General features: G+C 69.1%; 16 protein-coding genes. 15 read left to right on the top strand and 1 reads right to left on the bottom strand.

What is annotated here, in order from left to right; genetic code table 11:
- Window positions 1–193 precede the first annotated feature (193 nt).
- From HR086_RS30465 to HR086_RS30425, 9 genes are all read left to right on the top strand, one after another.
- Window positions 194–931 carry a hypothetical protein gene (locus tag HR086_RS30465; RefSeq protein WP_174467381.1) on the top strand — a complete coding sequence of 246 codons (738 nt, stop codon included), beginning with the start codon at window positions 194–196 and terminating at the stop codon, window positions 929–931.
- Between the two features lie 8 nt (window positions 932–939).
- Window positions 940–1,485 carry a hypothetical protein gene (locus HR086_RS30460; RefSeq protein WP_174454072.1) on the top strand — a complete coding sequence of 182 codons (546 nt, stop codon included), beginning with the start codon at window positions 940–942 and terminating at the stop codon, window positions 1,483–1,485.
- Window positions 1,486–1,582: 97 nt separating this feature from the next.
- The gene (locus tag HR086_RS30455) at window positions 1,583–2,449 is read left to right on the top strand and encodes a hypothetical protein (RefSeq protein ID WP_217442010.1); all 867 of its coding nucleotides are present in this window, start codon (window positions 1,583–1,585) and stop codon (window positions 2,447–2,449) included.
- Between the two features lie 76 nt (window positions 2,450–2,525).
- Complete coding sequence (locus tag HR086_RS30450) at window positions 2,526–3,374, top strand: helix-turn-helix transcriptional regulator (protein ID WP_174454071.1); 849 nt, start codon at window positions 2,526–2,528, stop codon at window positions 3,372–3,374.
- A gap of 105 nt (window positions 3,375–3,479) precedes the next feature.
- A complete protein-coding gene (locus tag HR086_RS30445) occupies window positions 3,480–4,079 on the top strand; it encodes a TetR/AcrR family transcriptional regulator (protein WP_174467380.1) in 600 nt (199 codons plus the stop codon).
- 126 nt (window positions 4,080–4,205) lie between these two features.
- Complete coding sequence (locus HR086_RS30440) at window positions 4,206–5,318, top strand: efflux RND transporter periplasmic adaptor subunit (RefSeq protein WP_141641318.1); 1,113 nt, start codon at window positions 4,206–4,208, stop codon at window positions 5,316–5,318.
- A gap of 36 nt (window positions 5,319–5,354) precedes the next feature.
- Window positions 5,355–8,474, top strand: a complete 3,120-nt coding sequence (locus tag HR086_RS30435) for an efflux RND transporter permease subunit (protein WP_174467379.1) — start codon at window positions 5,355–5,357, stop codon at window positions 8,472–8,474.
- A 159-nt stretch (window positions 8,475–8,633) separates the two neighbouring features.
- Window positions 8,634–10,073 (top strand): TolC family protein, encoded by a 1,440-nt coding sequence (locus HR086_RS30430; protein WP_174467378.1) that lies wholly within the window; start codon window positions 8,634–8,636, stop codon window positions 10,071–10,073.
- 5 nt (window positions 10,074–10,078) lie between these two features.
- Window positions 10,079–11,416, top strand: coding sequence for a POTRA domain-containing protein (locus tag HR086_RS30425; protein WP_254614136.1), 1,338 nt, complete (start codon window positions 10,079–10,081; stop codon window positions 11,414–11,416).
- A gap of 63 nt (window positions 11,417–11,479) precedes the next feature.
- Here HR086_RS30425 and HR086_RS30420 read toward each other — a convergent pair whose 3' ends face one another.
- Window positions 11,480–12,445, bottom strand: coding sequence for an MBL fold metallo-hydrolase (locus HR086_RS30420; RefSeq protein WP_174467377.1), 966 nt, complete (start codon window positions 12,443–12,445; stop codon window positions 11,480–11,482).
- Here HR086_RS30420 and HR086_RS30415 point away from each other — a divergent pair.
- The 6 genes from HR086_RS30415 to HR086_RS30390 all read left to right on the top strand — a co-directional run bounded on the left by HR086_RS30415 (window position 12,435) and on the right by HR086_RS30390 (window position 19,111).
- Window positions 12,435–12,650: a hypothetical protein gene (locus HR086_RS30415; RefSeq protein ID WP_174467376.1), complete on the top strand. Its 216-nt coding sequence runs from the start codon at window positions 12,435–12,437 to the stop codon at window positions 12,648–12,650. The two genes, HR086_RS30420 and HR086_RS30415, sit on opposite strands and share 11 nt — an antisense overlap.
- A 232-nt stretch (window positions 12,651–12,882) precedes the next feature.
- Window positions 12,883–14,505 (top strand): hypothetical protein, encoded by a 1,623-nt coding sequence (locus tag HR086_RS30410; RefSeq protein ID WP_254626529.1) that lies wholly within the window; start codon window positions 12,883–12,885, stop codon window positions 14,503–14,505.
- Between the two features lie 52 nt (window positions 14,506–14,557).
- On the top strand, window positions 14,558–16,048 hold the full coding sequence (gene glpK / locus HR086_RS30405; protein ID WP_174460826.1) for a glycerol kinase GlpK: 1,491 nt from the start codon (window positions 14,558–14,560) through the stop codon (window positions 16,046–16,048).
- The gene (locus tag HR086_RS30400) at window positions 16,045–17,430 is read left to right on the top strand and encodes a hypothetical protein (RefSeq protein WP_174467374.1); all 1,386 of its coding nucleotides are present in this window, start codon (window positions 16,045–16,047) and stop codon (window positions 17,428–17,430) included. The genes glpK and HR086_RS30400 overlap by 4 nt, the downstream gene beginning before the upstream one ends.
- Window positions 17,431–17,486: 56 nt before the next feature.
- Window positions 17,487–17,798 carry a 4a-hydroxytetrahydrobiopterin dehydratase gene (locus tag HR086_RS30395; protein ID WP_141641325.1) on the top strand — a complete coding sequence of 104 codons (312 nt, stop codon included), beginning with the start codon at window positions 17,487–17,489 and terminating at the stop codon, window positions 17,796–17,798.
- Between the two features lie 44 nt (window positions 17,799–17,842).
- Window positions 17,843–19,111, top strand: a complete 1,269-nt coding sequence (locus tag HR086_RS30390) for a hypothetical protein (protein ID WP_174454367.1) — start codon at window positions 17,843–17,845, stop codon at window positions 19,109–19,111.
- Window positions 19,112–19,287 lie beyond the last annotated feature (176 nt).

Here is a 19,287-nt window from a genome sequence, read left to right as displayed (position 1 = left end):
GCTCATGGTGCGGGTACATGCCTACCTCAACGCGCGGAATGCACAGCGCTCTGCCTGTCCATCCCTGCGCCGAGCCGACCTCAGGCGTGCCTCCTGACGTCGTGCGAGAATCGAGATCGTTGGTTTAGGGCTCGAGGTCTTCTTCGATATCATCGAGGGGTGGCAGCGGCTCTCAACGGAGTCGGTGAAGGCGATGTCTTTCGAAGAACTCGAGGACGCCGGACACCGCTTCGGAAAGGTGATGGGCAAGAATGGAGCACGCATCATCATCATCGCACTGACTGCGGCGTTGATGGGAGGCTCGGCAGGCATCGCCTCAAAGGGGCCCATGCTCCCAGGCTTCGCACAGGCGACACTGGCCGCCGAAACGAACGCCGGGTTCCAACTCTCCGCGGCACTGGCGGGAGGTATTCGCTCCATCTCCGTCGCAGAAGGCGTCATGACGGTGGGGCTTGCCCCCAACGCTGTCGCCATGGTGGCTCGAAACGCGAGCACCCAAAGTGCGCCGCAGGTGGACGACAACCCAGTTCCAGCAACCCTCTTCGAGAACCAAAAACCCCACCTTCTTCCTGCGGAACTGGAAACCGCGCGGAAGCTCGGCGTCCGCCCCGTCAACGTGACGGACACGGACTTCCTGCGCTATGTGACGGAGGGTCGAATCAAGTGGGTGGTCACCCAAGAGGGCACCTTGCAGATTGTTCCACACACGTGGCGGAGAACTGAAATCTCGCACGCGGTCGCCAGTGGCGGTCGCCCAGTGCTCGCCGCTGGTGAGGCGGACATCGCCGTTCATGGTGTTACTCGTATAGGGATTGAGATCACGCCGCAGAGCGGCCATTTCCTGTATGGCACATCCGAGGCCGTCAGCGCCCGGGCGCTGGAAATCGGGAGACGGGCATTCTCTCAAACTGGCATTGTCTTCCCGCCATAGAAGAGACCATGGAAAGCACTCGAGACCTTCTAGATGCTGTCCTGCGCTGGCCGGCCGAATCTGTTGAGGCGTGGCTCGATGGGCTCGTCGTCGGAGAGCCCGTCGGGGACGAGCCCTTCAACTGGGAGGTATTCGCCTTCACTGCCGCTACACGGGCAGGCGAGGAGCGAAACCTCCCTTGGGCACATATCGCCCTGCGCGTGTACGACGGACTCGTCAACCGTTCGCCCGCACGTGCCGCGCACTCGTTCTGGCTCTCGGCGATGAACCTGCGCTCACGGCTGATTGAGGACCTTGGCGCAAGGGAAGGTGATGCCGTCCTGGACCCGCACATCATCGCGGCATGGTTCCAACGCATTGCCACCATGCCCCTGGAGGAAGCAGTTCGGCTGTCATCCGCTCCTGACCTCCGCACCGTTCCACCCGAAAAGCTCCTCGCGCTTCGCGACATCAAGAACGCGCTGAACATCCTGTCGCGGCTCGCTGAAACGGACTTCGTGAGGAATCACCCCGAGTTGCATGGCTGGATACAGCTCAGAAGCCAGCTGCCGTGACGATGGGTGGCGATGTAACCATTGCGCACACGAGGGTGCGCCCTTGGCGGACAGGCTGAAAGAAAGCCTATGCTTCACCCCTCACCCGGGGGGTGTCATGAGTCATGACAATGAAGCGAACACCAGTACAGGAGTGTCCGCCGTCGCGGCAGTGCCATCCGATGGGGGTATCGCGCCTCCCCCGACAAACACCATCACCGCCATTCCCCTCCCCCAGAATCAGCGACTGCTGATGCTCACCACCGCGCTGCCGCTGCTCAGCCTCGCGGCGGCGTGGTTCGTCGCGCCCGGCTGGAGCTACATCGCCGCGTCCGCCGTGCTGCTCGCCTTCCTCGCCGTGCTCGGCCAGAGCATCACCGGGACACCCTTCGGCGTGCTCATCAGCGAGCGCAACATCATGAGCCTGTCTCGCTTCCAGGCCGTCACGTGGACCGTCGTCGTCGTCGCCGGCTACCTGACGATGGTCATCGCCCGCGTGAAGGCAAACACACCCAACGCCGTCGACGTCGCCATCCCCCAGGAGCTCTGGTGGGCCATGGGCATCGCCTCGACTTCAATGCTCGGTACACCGCTGCTGCTCAGCGGCAAACGCTCCAAGACCCCTGACGCCAGGGCCGTCGACGCCACCGCCGCCCAGCTCGCGGAGACCCCCTCCGAGATCAACGCCCAGCGCCAGGGCGCCCTCTATGCCAACAAGGGCATCCAGGACGCGCGAATCTCAGACATGTTCCAGGGAGACGAGGTCGGCAACACCGCGCAAATCGACCTCGCCAAGGTGCAGATGTTCTATTTCACCGCCATCGCCGCGGTGAGCTACTTCGTCGACATCTCCATGGCCATCCAACGCGGCTCCCTCACCAGCCTCCCAGAACTCTCCGAAGGCCTCGTCGCCCTGCTCGCCATCAGCCACGGCGGCTACCTCGTCAGCAAGACCACCGACCACTCCAACTCCAAGCCCGCCTGAGGCACCCGCCCGCCGTATGCTCGGCCCCGGCGCGCCCTCACGAGCGCCGGGCGCCTGAGCACGGAGGAACGTCACGGTGCCCAAGCCCCTGGTGGACGTGGACGCAGCCCCCGCGTCCTCCTTCTGTCTCACCGACACACTGACGCCCTTCACCTCCGGCTGGCACACCCACCGCCGCCACCAGCTCCTCTACGCCGCTCGCGGCGCCCTCCACCTGGAAGTCGCCGAGGCCCAGTGGCTCCTGCCACCCCAGCGCGCCGCCTGGCTCGCCGCCGGCACCCGCCACCGCGTGCGAGCAACCCAGCCCGCCACCCTCTGCACCGTGTACCTGGAACCCTCGCGCGTCCCCTCCGCCCCCGAGGGAACCTGCCGCGTCTTCGTCCTCCCCCCACTCGCGCGCGAGATGCTCCTCTTCTCCACCCGCTGGGGACCGGAGCGCTCCCCACGCGATGCCGTGGCCGAGAGCTTCTTCTCCGCCCTGGCCCACCTGCTCTCGGAATGGGCCGCGGAACCTCGTGAATGGCGACTGCCTCGCGCCCGCACTCCCGAACTGGAGCGCGCCATGGTCTACACCCTGGCCCGACTCGCCGGCCCCGCCACCCTCGCCGGCGCCGCACGCGCGGCGGGACTGTCCCAGCGCACCCTCGCGCGCCGCTTCGAGGAGGAGGCCAGCACCTCGTGGCGCCGCTTCCTCCACGACGCCCGCATGCTGCGCGCCATGGAGCTGCTCGCCGAGGACGGCGCCCGCGTCACCCAGACGGCCTACACCGTCGGCTTCGAGAGCCTCGCCGCGTTCACCCACGCCTTCACGTCCTTCACCGGCGAGAGGCCTCGCGACTTCCGCCAGCGCGTCGCACGAGGCGTCGTCGTCCCACCGCCCCGCGCCACACCCCGCCCGAGGCGACCTGCCAGACGAGCCCCTTGAGGCCCGCCCGAACTCCACGGCGCTTCAGGTAGGTGCCGGCGGCACATCAATCCCAGCCGCAAGGGGACTTGCGATGACCGAATGACCAGATTACAATCCCGGTCAATGAGTTCCGACCCTCGCATCGCCATCCTCAAGGCCGCCGGCGAAGTCTTCGCCCGGTTCGGCTTCAAGAAGGCCTCGGTGGAGGACATCGCCAAACGAGCAGGCGTCGGCAAGGGCAGCATCTACCTGCACTTCGAGAGCAAGGAAGCGCTGTTCGAGGCGATTGTCCGGCAATCGCACGAGATGAGCCTCGCCGAGCTCAAGGCGAGCGTCCAGCGCGCCACGACGCCCGAGGCCCAGGTCCGCGCCTACATTCGCTGCAAGCTGGAGCAGAGCGTCCGCAAGCCCGACGGGGAACGCCTTGAGTTGGCCACGCTCTTCGAGTTGGGCACCCAGGTGCAGCACCTCGTACCCCAGATGCAGGAGGCGGACGCGGCCATCCTGGCGCGCGTCATCGAGGACGGGGTGGCGCAAGGGGCCTTCTTCGTCAGCGACCCCCAACTGGCGGCGCGCGGCTTCGTGGAGCTCATCACCATGCTCGTCCCCAGGCTGATGACCCAGGAGACCTCGCCCCTGACGCTCCAATCCCTGGACGCCGCCTTCGAGGTCTTCATCCGCGGCCTCTCCGCCCCACCTGGTTCCAAGCCCCCCATGAGCTGACTCCCCAGGCCCCACTCCGTGCCCGGAGGATGGGGTGTTCGTTTGCCCGGGACTGACCAGAAAACCATTTCAGTCATCCAGTGCCGGAGCCCCATGAGTGCCGGCCCCACGACGAGGAACGCAGCGATGAAGACGACCTTGAAGGCAGCAGTGGTGGTGGTGGCCGTGGTGGCGGGGGCGTGTGGTGGCGGTAGCAAGCCCGTGGCGCCGTCTCCCTCGGCGCAGGCCGTCCAGAAGCCGGTGGGCGTCAAGGCGCTCACGCCGGCCACGAAGCTGGAGGCGAGCGTCCTGCAGGCCACCGGCAGCGTGCGCGCCAAACAGGAGGCGACGCTGAGCGCGGAGGCCTCCGGCACCCTGACGAAAGTCACGGTGAACGCGGGCGACGCGGTGAAGCGCGGTCAGTTGCTCGCGCAGTTGGACACCTCCAACGCGCGCCTCACCGCAAACCAGGCACGCGCCGCCAAGGCCGCGGCTGAAGCGGCACTGGAGGGCGCGAAGACGGAGGTGGAGCGGGCACGGATGCTGGCGCAGTCGGGCAGCCTCGCGCGCGCGTCGCTCGACAAGGCGGAGGTGGGCTACCGACAGGCACAGGCCCAGGCCGAGCAGGCCGCCGCGGTCCTCGCCAGCGCGCAGGAGGCGCTGCGCGACGCCACCCTCACGGCGCCCTTCGACGGCGTCATCACCAGCCGCAGCCGCAACGAAGGGGACTACGTGTCGCCGGGCACGGCCATCTTCGGCCTCGTCAACACGCAGGCGCTCGAGGTGCGCGCCCCGGTGCCCGAGGCCTTCGTGGACCGCGTGAAGGTGGGCACCATCGTCAAGGGCACACTCAACCCCTCTGGCGCGCCCTTCGAGGCGAAGGTGCGGAGCCTCGGCGCCGTCATCGACTCGCAGACGCGCACCGTGGAGGTGCTCGCGGACGTGCTGCCCTCGAAGGAGGACGGGGCGCGGCTGCGCGCGGGCGCCCTGGTGGAGCTGGACTTCTCCGACATGATGGCCACCGACAGCGCCCCGGGACAGGCGGGCCTCTTCCTGCCGTCACAGGCCGTCAACGCCAAGGGCCAGCAGGGCTTCGTCTGGGTGGTCCAGGACGGCAAGGCGCAGCGCCGTGACGTCAAGGTGGAGCGCGTGCTGCCCGGCTTCGTGCGCGTTGTGCACGGGCTCGGCCACCAGGAGCGCGTCGTCGCCGACGCCAGCCTGCCGCTCCAGAACGGCGTCGCGCTCCAGGTCGTGCAGTAGCCCCTTTCCTCCCCTCTTCCGACGAGCGCCACTGCCATGCTCCAGACCTTCATCAAACACTCCGTCTTCACCGTCATGCTGATGGCGGCGGTCGTCGTCTTCGGCCTGTATGCCTATCCGCGCATCGGTGTGGACCAGTACCCCAACGTCGACATCCCCGTCGTCACCGTCACCACGCTGCTGCCGGGCGCGGACCCTGAGTCCATCGAGAAGAACATCTCCGACCCGCTCGAGGAGGCGCTCAACACGCTCAGCGGCGTGGACGAGCTCAACTCCATCAACCTGGAGAACGTCAGCCAGGTCACCATCAGCTTCAAGCTGGGCACCAACGTGGACGCGGCGGCCCAGGACGTTCGCGACCGCGTGCAGGCCACGCTGCGCGAACTGCCCGACGACATCGAGACACCCGTCGTCGAGAAGTTCGACATCGGCGCGGCGCCCATCCTCACGCTGTCGCTCTCCGGCGCGCTGCCCATCGAGGAGCTGACGCGCGTGGCGGAGGACGTGGTGAAGCCCTCGCTCCAGAGTCAGGCGGGCGTGGGCAGCATCGGCGTGGTGGGTGGCCGCGAGCGGGAGATTCAACTGGTGGTCGACCCGCAGCGGCTGCGCGGCTACGGGCTGGCCATCGGCGACGTGAGTCAGGCGCTCCAGGCGCAGAGCGTGGACCTGCCCGGTGGACGCGCGACGCAGGGAGGCCGCGAGCGGGTCGTCCGTCTGACGGCCGAGGCGCGCAGCGTGGAGGAGATTGGCGGCATCATCGTCGCCAGCCCCAACGGCACGCCGGTGCGCGTGCGTGACGTGGCGGCGGTGGTGGACGGCGCGCAGGAGGCGCGGGGTCTGGCGCGCTCCGACACGGGCACGGCCCTGGCGCTCGTGGTGCGCAAGCAGTCGGGCGCCAACACGGTGCAGGTCGCGGAGAACGTCAAGGAGTCGCTCGCGGAGCTCAACTCCGAGCTGCCCCAGGGCGTGACGGTCAGCACCATCAGCGACAACTCGACGACGATTCGCGCCTCCATCCACGCGGTGCAGGAGGACATGCTCATCGGTGGCGTCCTCTCCGTCCTCATCGTGCTCATCTTCCTGCGGGACTGGCGCTCCACCTTCGTTTCGGCCATCGCGCTGCCGGTGAGCGTCATCGGCACGTTCGCGGTGATGGCGATGCTGGGCTTCACCTTCAACATCATCACCATGCTGGCGCTGACGCTCTCCATCGGCCTGCTCATCGACGACGCCATCGTGGTCATCGAGAACATCGTGCGCCACCTGGAGGAGGGGAAGACGCCCATGCAGGCGGCGCTGGAGGGCACCTCGCAGATTGTCATCGCCGTGCTCGCGGTGACGCTCGCCATCGTCGCCGTGTTCATCCCCGTGGCCTTCATGGAAGGGACGATTGGCCAGTTCTTCTACCAGTTCGGCGTCACGGTGGCCGTGGCGGTGCTCATCTCCTACGCGGTGTCGATGACGCTCACGCCCATGCTCTCCAGCCGCCTGCTCAAGGCCCACGCCCACAGCGGGCCTCGCAACCGCGTGAGCGCCGCCATCGAGCGCGTGCTCGTGGGGATGGAGCGCGGCTACCGCCGAATCCTCGGCTGGGTGCTGGAGCGGCGCACCCTGGCCATCGCCGTCGCGGTGGGTGTGCTGGTGCTGACGTTGGGCATGGCCCGCTTCCTCAAGTTCACCTTCATCCCGCCCTCCGACAACGGCGCCGTGCGCGTGACGGTGGAGCTGCCCGTGGGCTCCACCCTGGAGGACACCGAGCGCGAGCTGGGAATCGTCGCCGCGCAGGTGCGCCCGCTGGAGGGCGTGAAGGAGACGTTCAGCACGGCCGGTGGTGGCACGCTCGAGGAGGTGCACAAGGGCGAGGTGCTGGTGAACCTGGTGCCGCGCAAGGAGCGCGCCTTCGACCAGGAGGCCTTCAAGGTGCGCCTGCGCGACGCGCTGGCCGAGCGCCCCGGGGTGATGCTCTCCGTCCAGGACGTCTCCGGCGTCGGCGGTGGTGGCCGCACCCAGCAGGTCCAGTACGTGCTGCGCGGAACGGACTGGCCCCAGGTCGTCGCGTCCAGCGAGAAGCTGCTCGCCACGATGAAGTCCCACCCGGGCTTCACCGACGTCGACACCACGTTCCGCAGCGGCAAGCCACAGTTCGACGTGCGCGTGGACCGCGAGCGCGCCGCGCAAATGGGCGTGCCTGCGGCCCAGGTGGGCGTCGCCCTGCGGGCCTACCTGGGGCGCGACGAGTTCATGACCTACCGCGAGGGCGGCGAGACGTACGACGTGAAGCTGCGCCTGCCCGACGCGACGCTCGCCTCCGAGGAGGCGCTGGGACAGCTCACCGTGCGCACCACGGGCGGGCAGTTGGTGGAGCTGCGCAACGTGGCCACCATCACCCCTTCCGAGGGCCCGGTGCAGATTGACCGTCAGAACCAGAAGCGGCAGATCACCCTGCTCGCCAACCTCGCGCCCGACTACACCCTGGGCGAGGGCATGGGCTTCCTCACCGCGCAGGCGGAGCAGGACCTGCCCCAGGGCGTGGTGGGGAGCTTCGCCGGCAACGCGAAGGAGATGAACAAGACCGTCGGCGCCTTCGCGACCGCGCTGGGGCTGGGCATCCTCCTGCTGTACATGATTCTGGCGGCGCAGTTCGGCAGCTACATCCACCCGTTCACCATCATGTTGTCGCTGCCCTTCGCGCTCATCGGTGCCATCGGCGCGCTGCTGCTGTCGGGCAACGCCATGTCGATGATTGCCCTCATCGGCGTCATCATGCTGATGGGTCTGGTGGTGAAGAACGGCATCCTGCTGGTCGACTTCACGCAGCAGCTTCGCGACGCGGGCAAGAGCGCTCGCGAGGCACTGCTGGAGGCCGCGCCGGTGCGCTTGCGCCCCATCCTCATGACGACCATCGCCATGGTGGCCGGCATGATTCCGGTGGCGCTCGCCAAGGGTGACGGCGCGGAGACTCGCGTGCCGATGGCGCTCGTCATCATCGGCGGCCTCATCAGCTCCACGGTGCTGACGCTGGTGGTGGTGCCCGTCGTCTACTCGCTGCTGGACGGGCTCTCCGCCCGCTTCAGCCGTCGCAAGAGTGACGCCCCCACGTCGGAGGCCCTGGTCGCGCCGAGCGGCCCGCTCCTCGCGGAGGAAGGCTCCCACTGAAGCACGAGCTCACGCCACGCTGACGGCGGAACCGGGAGCCACATGCCCGGTTCCGTCTCATCCACCTGACTCGCGACGTCGACGCTCCGGTCCTTTCAGGCGACCGCGACGCACCTCGTGTGCCCTCTCTTCCCTGACGCACCCACCTCGGTCTTCACCATGCTCCTCCACGCGTTCCTCACCAGCGTCCTGCTGACGCAGGCCCCCAGCGTCTCCGCCACTCCCGGACGCACGCCCACCTCCCAGTCGGCCCCCGCCGCCACCGACACGCCCGTACGGGATGCGGCCTCCAGCGACTCCGCCGTGCCGATGCCCACGTCCGGCACGAAGACGACCGCGCTCCCGCTGCTCACCCTCCAGGAGGCCATCGCCCTCGCGGAGAAGCAGAGCCCCAGCCTCGACGCCGCACGCGCGCGGCTCCAGCAATCCAAGGAGCTGGGCAACAAGGCCTGGTCCGGCTACCTCCCCAGCGTCACCGCGAGCGGCTCGTACATCCGCAATCCGAAGGAGCTGAGTTTCGCGCTCCCGGGTGCTCCAGACCCCGTCACCCTGCAGAAGCAGGATCAGCTCTCCGGGCAAATCTCCGCGCGGCAGGCCCTGATTGTCCCCACGCTGTGGCCCGCCATCAAGAATGCCTACCTGGGCGAGAAGGTGGCGGGGCTGACGGCGGAGAACTCGCGACGCGAGATTCTCTTCTCGGTGGCCCAGGCCTATCTCGGCGCCGCGAGCCTGCGGGAGGCCATGGCGGTGCAGGAGCAGCTCCTGGAGGTCCGTCGCGGCTTCGAGCGCGATGCCCAGAACCGCTTCGACGTGGGCGACGTGGAGCGGTTGGCACTGCTGCGCGCGACGCTGGACCGAAAGCAGGCCGAGCAGGAGGTGGTGCGCAGCCGCAACGCCTATGCGACGGCGAAGAGCTCCCTCGCCGCGCTCCTCGCTCGGCCGGTGGACTTCGACGTGGCGCCCCCCCAGGAGACGGCCGTGCCACTCCCCGCGGAGACAGGGGATGTGGCGTCCGCCGAGAAGACGGCCCTCGACCGGCGGCCGGATGCCTCGGCGGCGCGCCTCAACGTGGACCTGGCGCGCGGCGGGCGCAAGCAGGTGCTCTTCGAGTACCTCCCCAACCTGCATGCGACGGGCAACGTCTCGACGAGCAACACCGCCGGCCTCACCGGCGTCGCGTCCACGTGGACAGCGGGACTGGCCCTGTCATGGAACCTGTTCGACGGCGGACTGCGCGAGGCCAACCTGCGGGAGTCCTCTGGAAAAATCGCCGAGGCAAGCGCCAACCTGCGCGGCACCGAGGAGAAGATTCGCGATGAGGTGCGCAAGGCGCGCAGCGAACTGGAGAGCGCGGAGGTCAACCTCAGTACGGCCGAGGAGCGGGTGAAGCTCGCGTGGGAAAGCGCTCGACTCGCGAAGCAGAGCTTCGACGCGGGCGCCACGACGTACCTCCAGGTGACGGACGTCAACGCGACGCTCGCGAGCGCGCAGATGTCCGCCGTGACAGAGGCGCTCAACGTGCAGTTGTCACGCCTGGCCCTGGCCCGAGCAACGGGACTCTTCGACCCCACCGGCAACTCGCTGGCGCCCGTGCCTTGAACGCCATGAAGAACGCATCCGTCATGAACGCGTCACTGACCCAGGTCCGCCGACTCGTGGTGCTGCACGCGGTCGGACTCACGTGCACGGCCTGGGCGCAAGACACAGCGCCCACACCGAGCCCCTTGCCAGTCGCTGGAGAAGTGACGATTGAAGCCTCGGCGCCACCACCCGCGACGCTGACGGGGCGCATCGAGCACATCGACATCCAGGGCAACACCCGCACCCAGGAGTCCGTCATCCTCCGGGCCATGCGCATGGCTCCGGGGGACATGCTCACCACCGGGGACGCCGCCGAGCTGAAGCGACGGCTGCTCAACCTGCAGCTCTTCAAGAGCGTGGAGGTGCTGACACGCCCCGAGGGCGAAGGCGTCGGACTCCAAATCACGGTGGAGGAGCGCTGGACGCTGCTGCCCATCCCCGTCTTCTCCTCGGGAAAGGGGCAATGGCAGGCCGGTGTCTTCGCCGTCGAGAGCAACCTCTTCGGGCTGCGCAAGACGCTGGTGGGCGGAGGCATGTGGGGCAACCGGGGCGGCACCCTGTTCTCCATGTACCGGGACCCGAGCATCGGCGGCAGCCAGTGGACGGGCCTCCTCTCATTCCAGTTCGCCAAGACGGACCGGGAGCGCCATGTCCGCGATGTCATCAGGGATACGTACACGGACAGGCGCTTCGACATCGCGGGGACGCTCGGCTACCAGGTAACGCCTGAGCTGAATGTCGGCGCGGGTTGGTTCTCCCTCATCAACAAGCCCCTGGCCTTGCCGGAGGGCCCGGAGACACCTCAGCGGGGAGAGGTGCACGGGGTGAGCGTCTCGGCCGAGTACCTGGGCCAGGACTTCCACTTCTATTTCAACGAGGGGCTGGTGGCCCGGGCGCTCTACCGTGAGGGATTGGGCTTCCTGGGTTCTTCTCGCGAAATGCGTCAGGTGTCGCTCTTCGCGAGCTACACGCTGCCTGTCTTTGGCAATCATGCGCTGACCTTGACGGCCCAGCACGGACAGACGCGAGGAGACGCGTTCCTGGACGCGCAGCTCCTGGGCGGCCGCACGGGGAGCCGGGGCTTCGCCGCTGGAACACTGTGGGCGGAGATGGCGACCTCCGCGACGCTGGAGTACCAGGTGCCACTCTGGAGCCCCAGCATGCTGACCCTCACCGCGCATGCCTTCGTGGATGTGGGCCGGGTGGAGTGGAGGAACTCGCTGCTCAAGTACGTCTCCCCCGGCGTGGGTGTCCGTGCCTACGTCCGTGAAGTGGCGATTCCGGCCGTCGGCGTCGAGCTGGCGCGGGACCCTCTGTCGGGCGACATCGTGACCTCGGTCGCGGTGGGCTTCGGTTTCTAGCGTTCTTCTGAGCGCGGGCCGCCGTTCTCGCGGCGGCCCGTGAAGCCTTGGCCCGGATGAAACTCACCCGCCGCAAGCGACGCGGTGGACCAGTCCGTACACGCCGTAGCGCACCATGTACGGCAGCGCGTACTCCGGGAAGGCCGCCGCCGCGCGCTTCTCCAGCTCCGCGTGGTGGGGCGCCGCCGCGTCACCGCACAGCTCCGCCTTGCGCCCGCCCAGCTCCGCCGCGTACGTCGTCACCACCGTCACCATTCCATCCAGGTAGCGCTGCTGCGCGGCAATCGCCTCCGCCACCGGCGCTGACGTCCCGCGCCCGCCGTACACCGTGGCGCGCGGCCACGCGGACAGCTCCCCCAGCGCCGCCTTCCACGCCTCCACGTCCGGCACCACCTTGCCGTCACGCACCCCACCCTCCAGCCACGCATGCGCGCCGTGGTGCACCAGGTCTCCGACGATGAGCGCCTCACGTCCCGGCACGTACGCCACCGTCTGCGTCACCGTGACACCCGCGTGCTTCGCCTCCGTCAGCTCCACCTTCGCGCCGCCCTCCAGCGGCAGCGAGTACGCCCCCTGGAACGTGACATCGACCATCGCCTGCGCCGGATAGGTCTCCTCGGTGAAGGCCTTCGCCACGTTCACCCAGAAGTACTTCTTGTACGCGTGCACGGCGGGAATCGCGGCGGCGGTGGCCTCGCTCGCCACCACCTTCGCACCCGCGCGCTGGAACACCGCCGCGCCGTTGAACTTGTCGGGGTTCGGATGCGTGATGACCACGTAGCGGATGGGGTGGTCCGTCCGCGAGCGGATGTGCTCCAGCACCCGGTTCGCCTCCGCCTCGGTGAACTGCGCGTCGAAGACCACCACCTCCGCGCCCGTGTCATAGAAGAACGAGTGCGTGTCGAATCCATTCGCGTCACTCGTGTAGTGCGCCACCTCGGAGTCGCCCAGGTTCGCCTTCGTCCCCGCGCACCCCAGCACCAGCAGCGCCCCCAGCGTCAGCACCGTCGAGTTCATCGTGAAGCCCATGGTCATCGTCCTCGCGTTGGAATGCCGGGACCTCCAGGGGCCCCAGCGAGCGAGGCGAAACATGCGCGCGGAGCGTCTGGCGCGCTTTCGCGCATCGGCCATCCATTTGTTCGAATCCGCCAGATATCCCAGTACGTCGACCAAGAAGACAGGCGCATCCGCCCTGTCGATGGGCTCCGTTCGCGCCGCGCTGCTCACCACGTGATGCTGTTCCCCCCTTCGGGTGCCAGGCCGCGCATTTCCTCCCGTGGGCAGCGCGACGCTTCCTCACGCACCTCGCGTCACCCAGTCAATCCCGCGCTACGTCCCATCCCGGCCTCCACGCGGCTGGCACCTGACTTGCCTGTGAGCCACCGGCGCTCGGGGGACGTTCGCCCAAGGACGTCGGAGGCGGGACAAGCATGTGCGGGCATGGACGAAGCGGATGGTGGCTGGGATTGCTGGGCGCGCTCTTGCTCGCCGGCTGCAAGGAAGGCGCGGAGACGCGGACTCCTCCCATCGAGGACCAGGACGGACAACCCGACGCGGGCGCGCCTCCCGTCGACGATGACGCCGGAGTGCCCGATGCCGGCGAGCCTCCCGACGCGGGCCTCCCGGACGACGCGGGCACACCCGACGCGGGCACACCGGATGCCGGAGCGCCCGACGCGGGCCCGGCCAGCGGCCCTCCCATCCCTCCGGATGCGAGCGGCTGGCGCTTCCTCGGCTCCGCGCAGGGCGGACCGCGCGAGGTGCTGGGCGTCACCCAGGACGAGGGCGGAAACATCTGGGTCGCGGGCGGCGAGGACGGCCTGTGTCTGGTGCGCCCCGGCGCGACCACCTTCCAGTGCTTCACGATGGCGGACGGCCTGCATCCCTGGGCCGCGTGGAAGGGCAAGGACCCGCTGCCGGAGAACCGCTACCTCAAGGTGACCGCGGTGACGGGCGGCCCCTCGGGCGTCGTCTTCGTCGGCTACCAGGGCCGCCCCAACTGCGAGAACGAATTCTACAAGCCCCCCGGCCAGCCCGAGGACCCCGCCATCTACAAGAGCGGCGACGCGGACCGCGTGGAGCTGAAGGCCGATGGCACCTTGTCCGTCGTCCACTATGACATCCACTCGCCGGCGCACTCGGTGCCCGGCTACGGCCACCGCGAGAAGCTCTGCACGGTGAACCGCATCGTCTGGGACAAGGCGACCCAGGGCCTGTGGTTCGCCGCCAACCATGGCCTCGCGTGGGGTGAGGCGAACTACCAGGGCGGCGAGGCCTGTGCCAGCGCCCAGGTCCGCGCCGTCAACGAGTGGGCCTATGTCACTCATGACGCCCAGGGCAACGAGGTGGACCGCGAGCTGCGCCAGCGCTGCAAGTTCGGCGTCATGGAGCACGTCCACCCCGCCATCCAGATGCACGGCACGGACGAGACGGACGAGGACAGCCGGCTGGCGGGAGATGTCTGGGGCGTGGCGGTGCGTCCGGACGGCGACGTGTGGATGGGCACGGCCATCCGCAGCTCGCGCTTCCGCATCATGACCAACGGCGTGGGCCACGTGGGCACCGGCGCGCCCTGGAACTTCGAGGCGGCGCGCAAGCAGTCCGAGGAGAAGAAACACAAGGCCAACCGCATCGACATCTGGCCCGACGCCGTCGCCGAACCCATTCCACCCACGCCCGCACAGCGCAAGGACGACGTGGTGAGCGACCTCGCGCTGATGCCGGATGGCACCGTCTGGGTGTCCAGCTTCGCGTGGGGCATGGCGAAGCTGAGCGACGCGGGGCTGGTGGTGGACCAGGCACTGACGGGTGACGCGGAGCGCTTCGTGTCCTCGCTGGAGCGGGATTCGCGCGACGGCAGCCTGTGGATTGGACACCGCTGGGGCCGGGGCCTGATGCGCCTGCACACCGAGGGCACCTTCATCACCCACAACAAGGTGTTGGGGGGCCTGGCCGGCCAGCCCGTCTGGGATATCCAGGTGGCGGGCACGGGCGACGCGCGCGTGGTGCTGGTGGCCTTCGGGGCGACACGTGATGGTGCGAACAACATCACCCGTCCGGGCTCCATCGGCATCTACACCGGCCATTGACGTGGAGTAGGGTCCTCCCAACGCGCCGTCCATCGTTGGGAGGACCCACCCCATGCCGAAGGCGAAGTACGTCCTGGCCCTTGACCAGGGCACCACTGGCACCCACGTCTCCATCCTCGACTCGAAGCTCAAGGTGGTGGGCCGCTCCTACAAGGAGTTCACCCAACACTTCCCCAAGCCGTCCTGGGTGGAGCATGACTTGGATGAAATCTGGGCCACCAGCGAGTGGTGCATCGGCCGCGCGCTGAAGGACGCGGGGCTGGTGGGCCGGGACATCTCCGCGGTGGGCATCACCAACCAGCGCGAGACGACGGGCCTGTGGGCTCGCGACTCCGGCAAGCCCCTGCACCGCGCCATCGTCTGGCAGGACCGGCGCACCTCGGAGCTGTGTCGCCAGCTCAAGGAGCGCGGCGTGGAGCCGCGCGTGCGAGAGACGACGGGCCTCGTCGTGGACCCGTACTTCTCCGGCACCAAGCTCCACTGGCTCTTCGAGCACGTCAAAGGCGCACGCGCCAAGGCGGAGCGCGGGGACGTGTGCTTCGGCACCATCGACACGTGGCTCGTCTACAAGCTCACCGGTGGAACCACCCACGTCACCGACGTGTCCAATGCCAGCCGGACGCTGTTGATGGACCTGAAGACCTTGCAGTGGAGCGACGAGATGCGCGCGCTCCTGAAGATACCGGCCGCGTGCCTGCCCCAGATTCGCGGCTCGGCGGAGGTCTACGGCACCACGCGCGGCATGCGCAGCCTGCCGGACGGCGTCCCCGTCGCGGGCATGGCGGGAGACCAGCAGGCCGCCCTCTTCGGTCAGGCGTGCTTCGAGCCCGGCGAGTCCAAGTGCACGTACGGCACCGGCGCGTTCCTCTTGATGAACACGGGCACGGAGCCGGTGCGCTCGTCGGCGGGCCTGCTCACCACGGTGGCGTGGCGGCTGGGCGGCACGGGTTCCACCACGTACGCGCTGGAGGGCAGCAGCTTCATCGCGGGCGCCGCGGTGCAGTGGATGCGCGATGGCCTCAAGGTCATCAAGCGCGCGCCGGATATCGAAGCGCTCGCCGCCAGCGTGAAGGACACCGGCGACGTCGTCTTCGTCCCCGCGCTGGCGGGCCTGGGCGCGCCCCACTGGCGCCCCGAGGCACGCGGCCTGTTCGCCGGCATGGACCGCTCCACCACGGTGGCCCACATGGCGCGCGCGGTGCTGGAGGGCATCGCCCTGCAGATTCATGACCTCGCGGAGGCCATGCGCCGCGACAGCGGCCGGAACATCCCCGTCTTCAAGGCGGACGGCGGCGCGGCGGCCAACAACCTGCTCATGCAGTACCAGGCGGACCTGCTCGGCGTGCCGGTGGTGCGTCCGAAGAATCTCGAGACCACCAGCCTGGGCGCGGCGTTCCTCGGCGGCCTGGGCGCGGGCGTCTGGGACAGTCCGGACGCCATCCGCCGCGCGTGGAAGGCGGACAAGGTCTTCAAGCCGAAGATGAAGGCCGACCTGCGCGAGCGTCACCTGGGCAAGTGGAAGCGCGCGGTGGAGCGCGCATGAGCCGGGGGGCGCGCACAGGCCCGCTGCTCGCCGCCATGCTCGCCCTGGTTGTCGGTGCGGGCTGCCCGGGCGATGTGCCGCCGGAGTCGTGTATCAGCGGCGACCCCATCGGCCCGATTCCGCCGTTGGTGCTCGTGCCGGTGGGCGAGGAAGCGAGCCTGCGCGTCACCGCCAACCCGAACATGAACTGCGCCCTCGATGAGGGCAGCTTCCCCGAGTCCGTCACCGCCGAGGTCCAGGACCCCGACAACCTCCCCGTGCAGGCCACGGTGGAGCTGACCTCCGGTTGGGGGGCCACGCTCCGCTTCACACCGACGATGACGGGCCGCTACCACGTCATCGTCGCCTTCGCGCCGGTGGGCAGCCTGAGCCAGTTCGACGTGTACGTGGCGGAGGACGAGCGCCAGCGCCCCTCCGTGGCGAGGCTCTCCGGCGTGCCCCAGTGCCAGCACCTGGACCGCACGAGCAGCGGCACCTGGGTGTGTGACGGCCGGGCCCATCGGGGGTCGGGGTTCCCAGAGCAGACGGTGGGCCGGGATTATCGCCCCTCGACGGCCGTGGTGGGTGACGTGGTGTGGACGATGGTCGAGGGTCAGGTGCGCCGCTTCGTCGACACAGGCGAGGGGCCCCTGGTGCGCGCCGGCAGCGCGCTCTACCCCACCAGCATGGCGACGGACGTCTCCCCCCACACCCGCCTCGCCACGGAGACCGAGTACCTGGTGCTGGATGCCACCACCCTGTACCGCTACACCTTCACCGAGGAGCTGGGGCTCAGCGTCGCCCGGACGTCCAAGTGGACCGAGCAGCCCGGGCTGGCCTTCGGCTCGGACTCCACGCAGGTCATCGCCATGCGCGTGGGTCCGACGCTGTGGCTGGTGAGCCGCTTCCAGGAGCCGGTGACCTTCCTCGCGCGCACGCGGGCCTGCCCCTTCCAGCTCGACGCGCAGGACCACTATGTCCCCGTGTCGGGCCAGCCCTGCCAGGTCCTCGCCGGTGAGCCGCTGGGCCATGGCGACGGCGTGCTGTGGACGCGCGAAGTGACCTCCACCCCGCGAGGGTTCACCAGCGTCCTGCATCGCCACCTGGTGACAGCGGAGCGCGGCCTCGTGGAGGAAGGCGTGCTGGCCCTGGGTGACGGGCTCTCCGTCTCCGTGCCGGAGCTGCGCGCGGGCCCTGCCCTGCCCGTCATCACCTCCTTCGGAAGCACCGGACCGGCCGCCACCCCGCGCTGGGACACGGAGCGCAACGCGCTGTTGCTCGTGTTGTTGCCCGGCCCGGGAACGAACACCGGCATTACACGCGTCTCGGACCATTTCACCTGGACGGTGAACCTGGACGGGCTCACCGACCTGCGCATCCACCCGTGGACGTCCACCCCCTGACGTCGCCATTCGGATGGCTTCCCTCGGGCGCGAGAGCGGATATGAAGGAGGTCATCATGGCCCACGACCGCACCCTGCTCGCTCCCGAGGCGCTCCAGTCCTTCCTCACCCAGCATCCCGACTGGAAGCATGAGGGCGGGATGATTCGCCGCACGTACGAGGCACCCTCCTTCCTCGCGGGCATCGCCTTCGTGGAGAAGGTGGCCCAGGCGGCGGAGAAGGCGGACCACCACCCGGACATCGACATCCGGTGGCGCAAGGTGACGCTGGCGCTCGTCACGCACGACGCCGGGGGCCTCACGTTCCGCGACACCGCGCTGGCCGCGGACGCCGACCGGCTCTTCGCCGAGGTGGTGCGGGCTCGGTGAGGCACTTCGCGGTGAGTGCCTCCAACAACGTGATGGACTCCAGGATGGGCAGCTCGACGCGGTGGAACGGATGGCTTCGCGCGCTCGGCGGATGCGCGGTGCTGGGCCTCGCGCCCGCGGCCTGGGCGCAAGACGAGGAGCCCACCCAGCCGCGTCCGGAGCGGCTGTATTTCAATCCCGGCGCGCTCCTGGGCTCGGCGCGCGTGGTCGCGCTGGGCGGCGCCTACGTGGGCATCGCCGAGGGCGCGGCGGGGTTCCCCAGCAACCTGGCGGCGCTGGCCCACCGGGGCCCCGCGCTGGAGAAGGACTGGGACTTGGGCGTCACGCTGTCCTGGCTGGACCTGCCGTTCACCAGCGGACGCGCGCGCGACGTGGACAACGACGGGCGTCCGGACGAGTCGCAGGACCGGCGACAACTGCTGGGCGGACTGCTGTTGCAGTACAAGCGCTTCGGCATCGGCTTCGCGCTGCGCAACAGCGCCGTCTCCTACTGCGCGACGGAGGCCTGCGCCGGGGACAGCGAGCGCATCCGCGTGTCGCTGACGCAGTCGGTGCTGGCCGGAGCGGTGTCTTTCGGACAGGACGACTTCATCCTCGCGCTGGGCATCTACGCGGCGCAGGCGTCCTTCCGGCTGCAATCCGGCGGGACGGAGCTGCGCTACGGCGACACGGGCGTGGCGGTGGACATGTTGTACCGCCCGCATGGCCGTCCCTGGCGCATGGGTGTGACGGTGCGGCCGGAGGTCGTCGCGGACTGGAGGCGAGAGGAAGGCCAGGCGCCGGTGCTGGCGGACCGGACGCTGTTCGGCGCGGTGGTGTCCCCGGCGGTGCTGTCGGTGGGCGCGAGCTGGCGACTGGGCGAGGGCGCGGAGCGCTACAACCGCCTGTCTCCCGCAGCCCGACGTCAGCTCGTCATCGAAGGGGACGCGCTGCCGGTGCCGGAAGAGGAACCCAAGGATGCTCCGGCGGGACGGTGGCTCATCAGCGCGCAGGTGGACCTCCTGTCCGGCGTGGACAACGCGGTGCCGCTGCGCAGCTTCGCGTCGACGGCGGAGGAGGAGCGCGTGGGCCACGGCTCCGAGTTCGCCCCCCGACTGGGCGTGGAGCACGACACGGTGCCGGGGATGATTCGGCTGCGAGCGGGCGTGTACGCGGAGCCCTCGCCCTTCGACGGTCGGCCGCCCCGCCCCCACCTCACCGGCGGCTTCGAGGTCTTCATCCTGCGCTATTGGGAGGACTGGTCCATCAGCACCTCGTTCGACCTGGCGAGCCGCTACACCAACGTCGGCCTGTCCGTGGGCTTCTGGCGCTGAAGCCCAAGGAGCGAGGTGCGCGTTGCCCGGGCTGGGAAGCGCGCCTCCCTCACAGGAGAGGTCCGGTGCGCAGGCGAGGCACACGGACGCCTCGCGGGTGATGCGTCGCGCGCTTCGGAGCGGGCGGGCGGGCAAACGTCGCACACGGTATTGCTGGCACCTACCAGCATGGAGAC

It is taken from the genome of Myxococcus sp. CA039A (assembly GCF_013336645.1).
GTDB lineage: Bacteria > Myxococcota > Myxococcia > Myxococcales > Myxococcaceae > Myxococcus > Myxococcus llanfairpwllgwyngyllgogerychwyrndrobwllllantysiliogogogochensis.
This window is presented reverse-complemented; position numbering and strand designations above follow the sequence as displayed.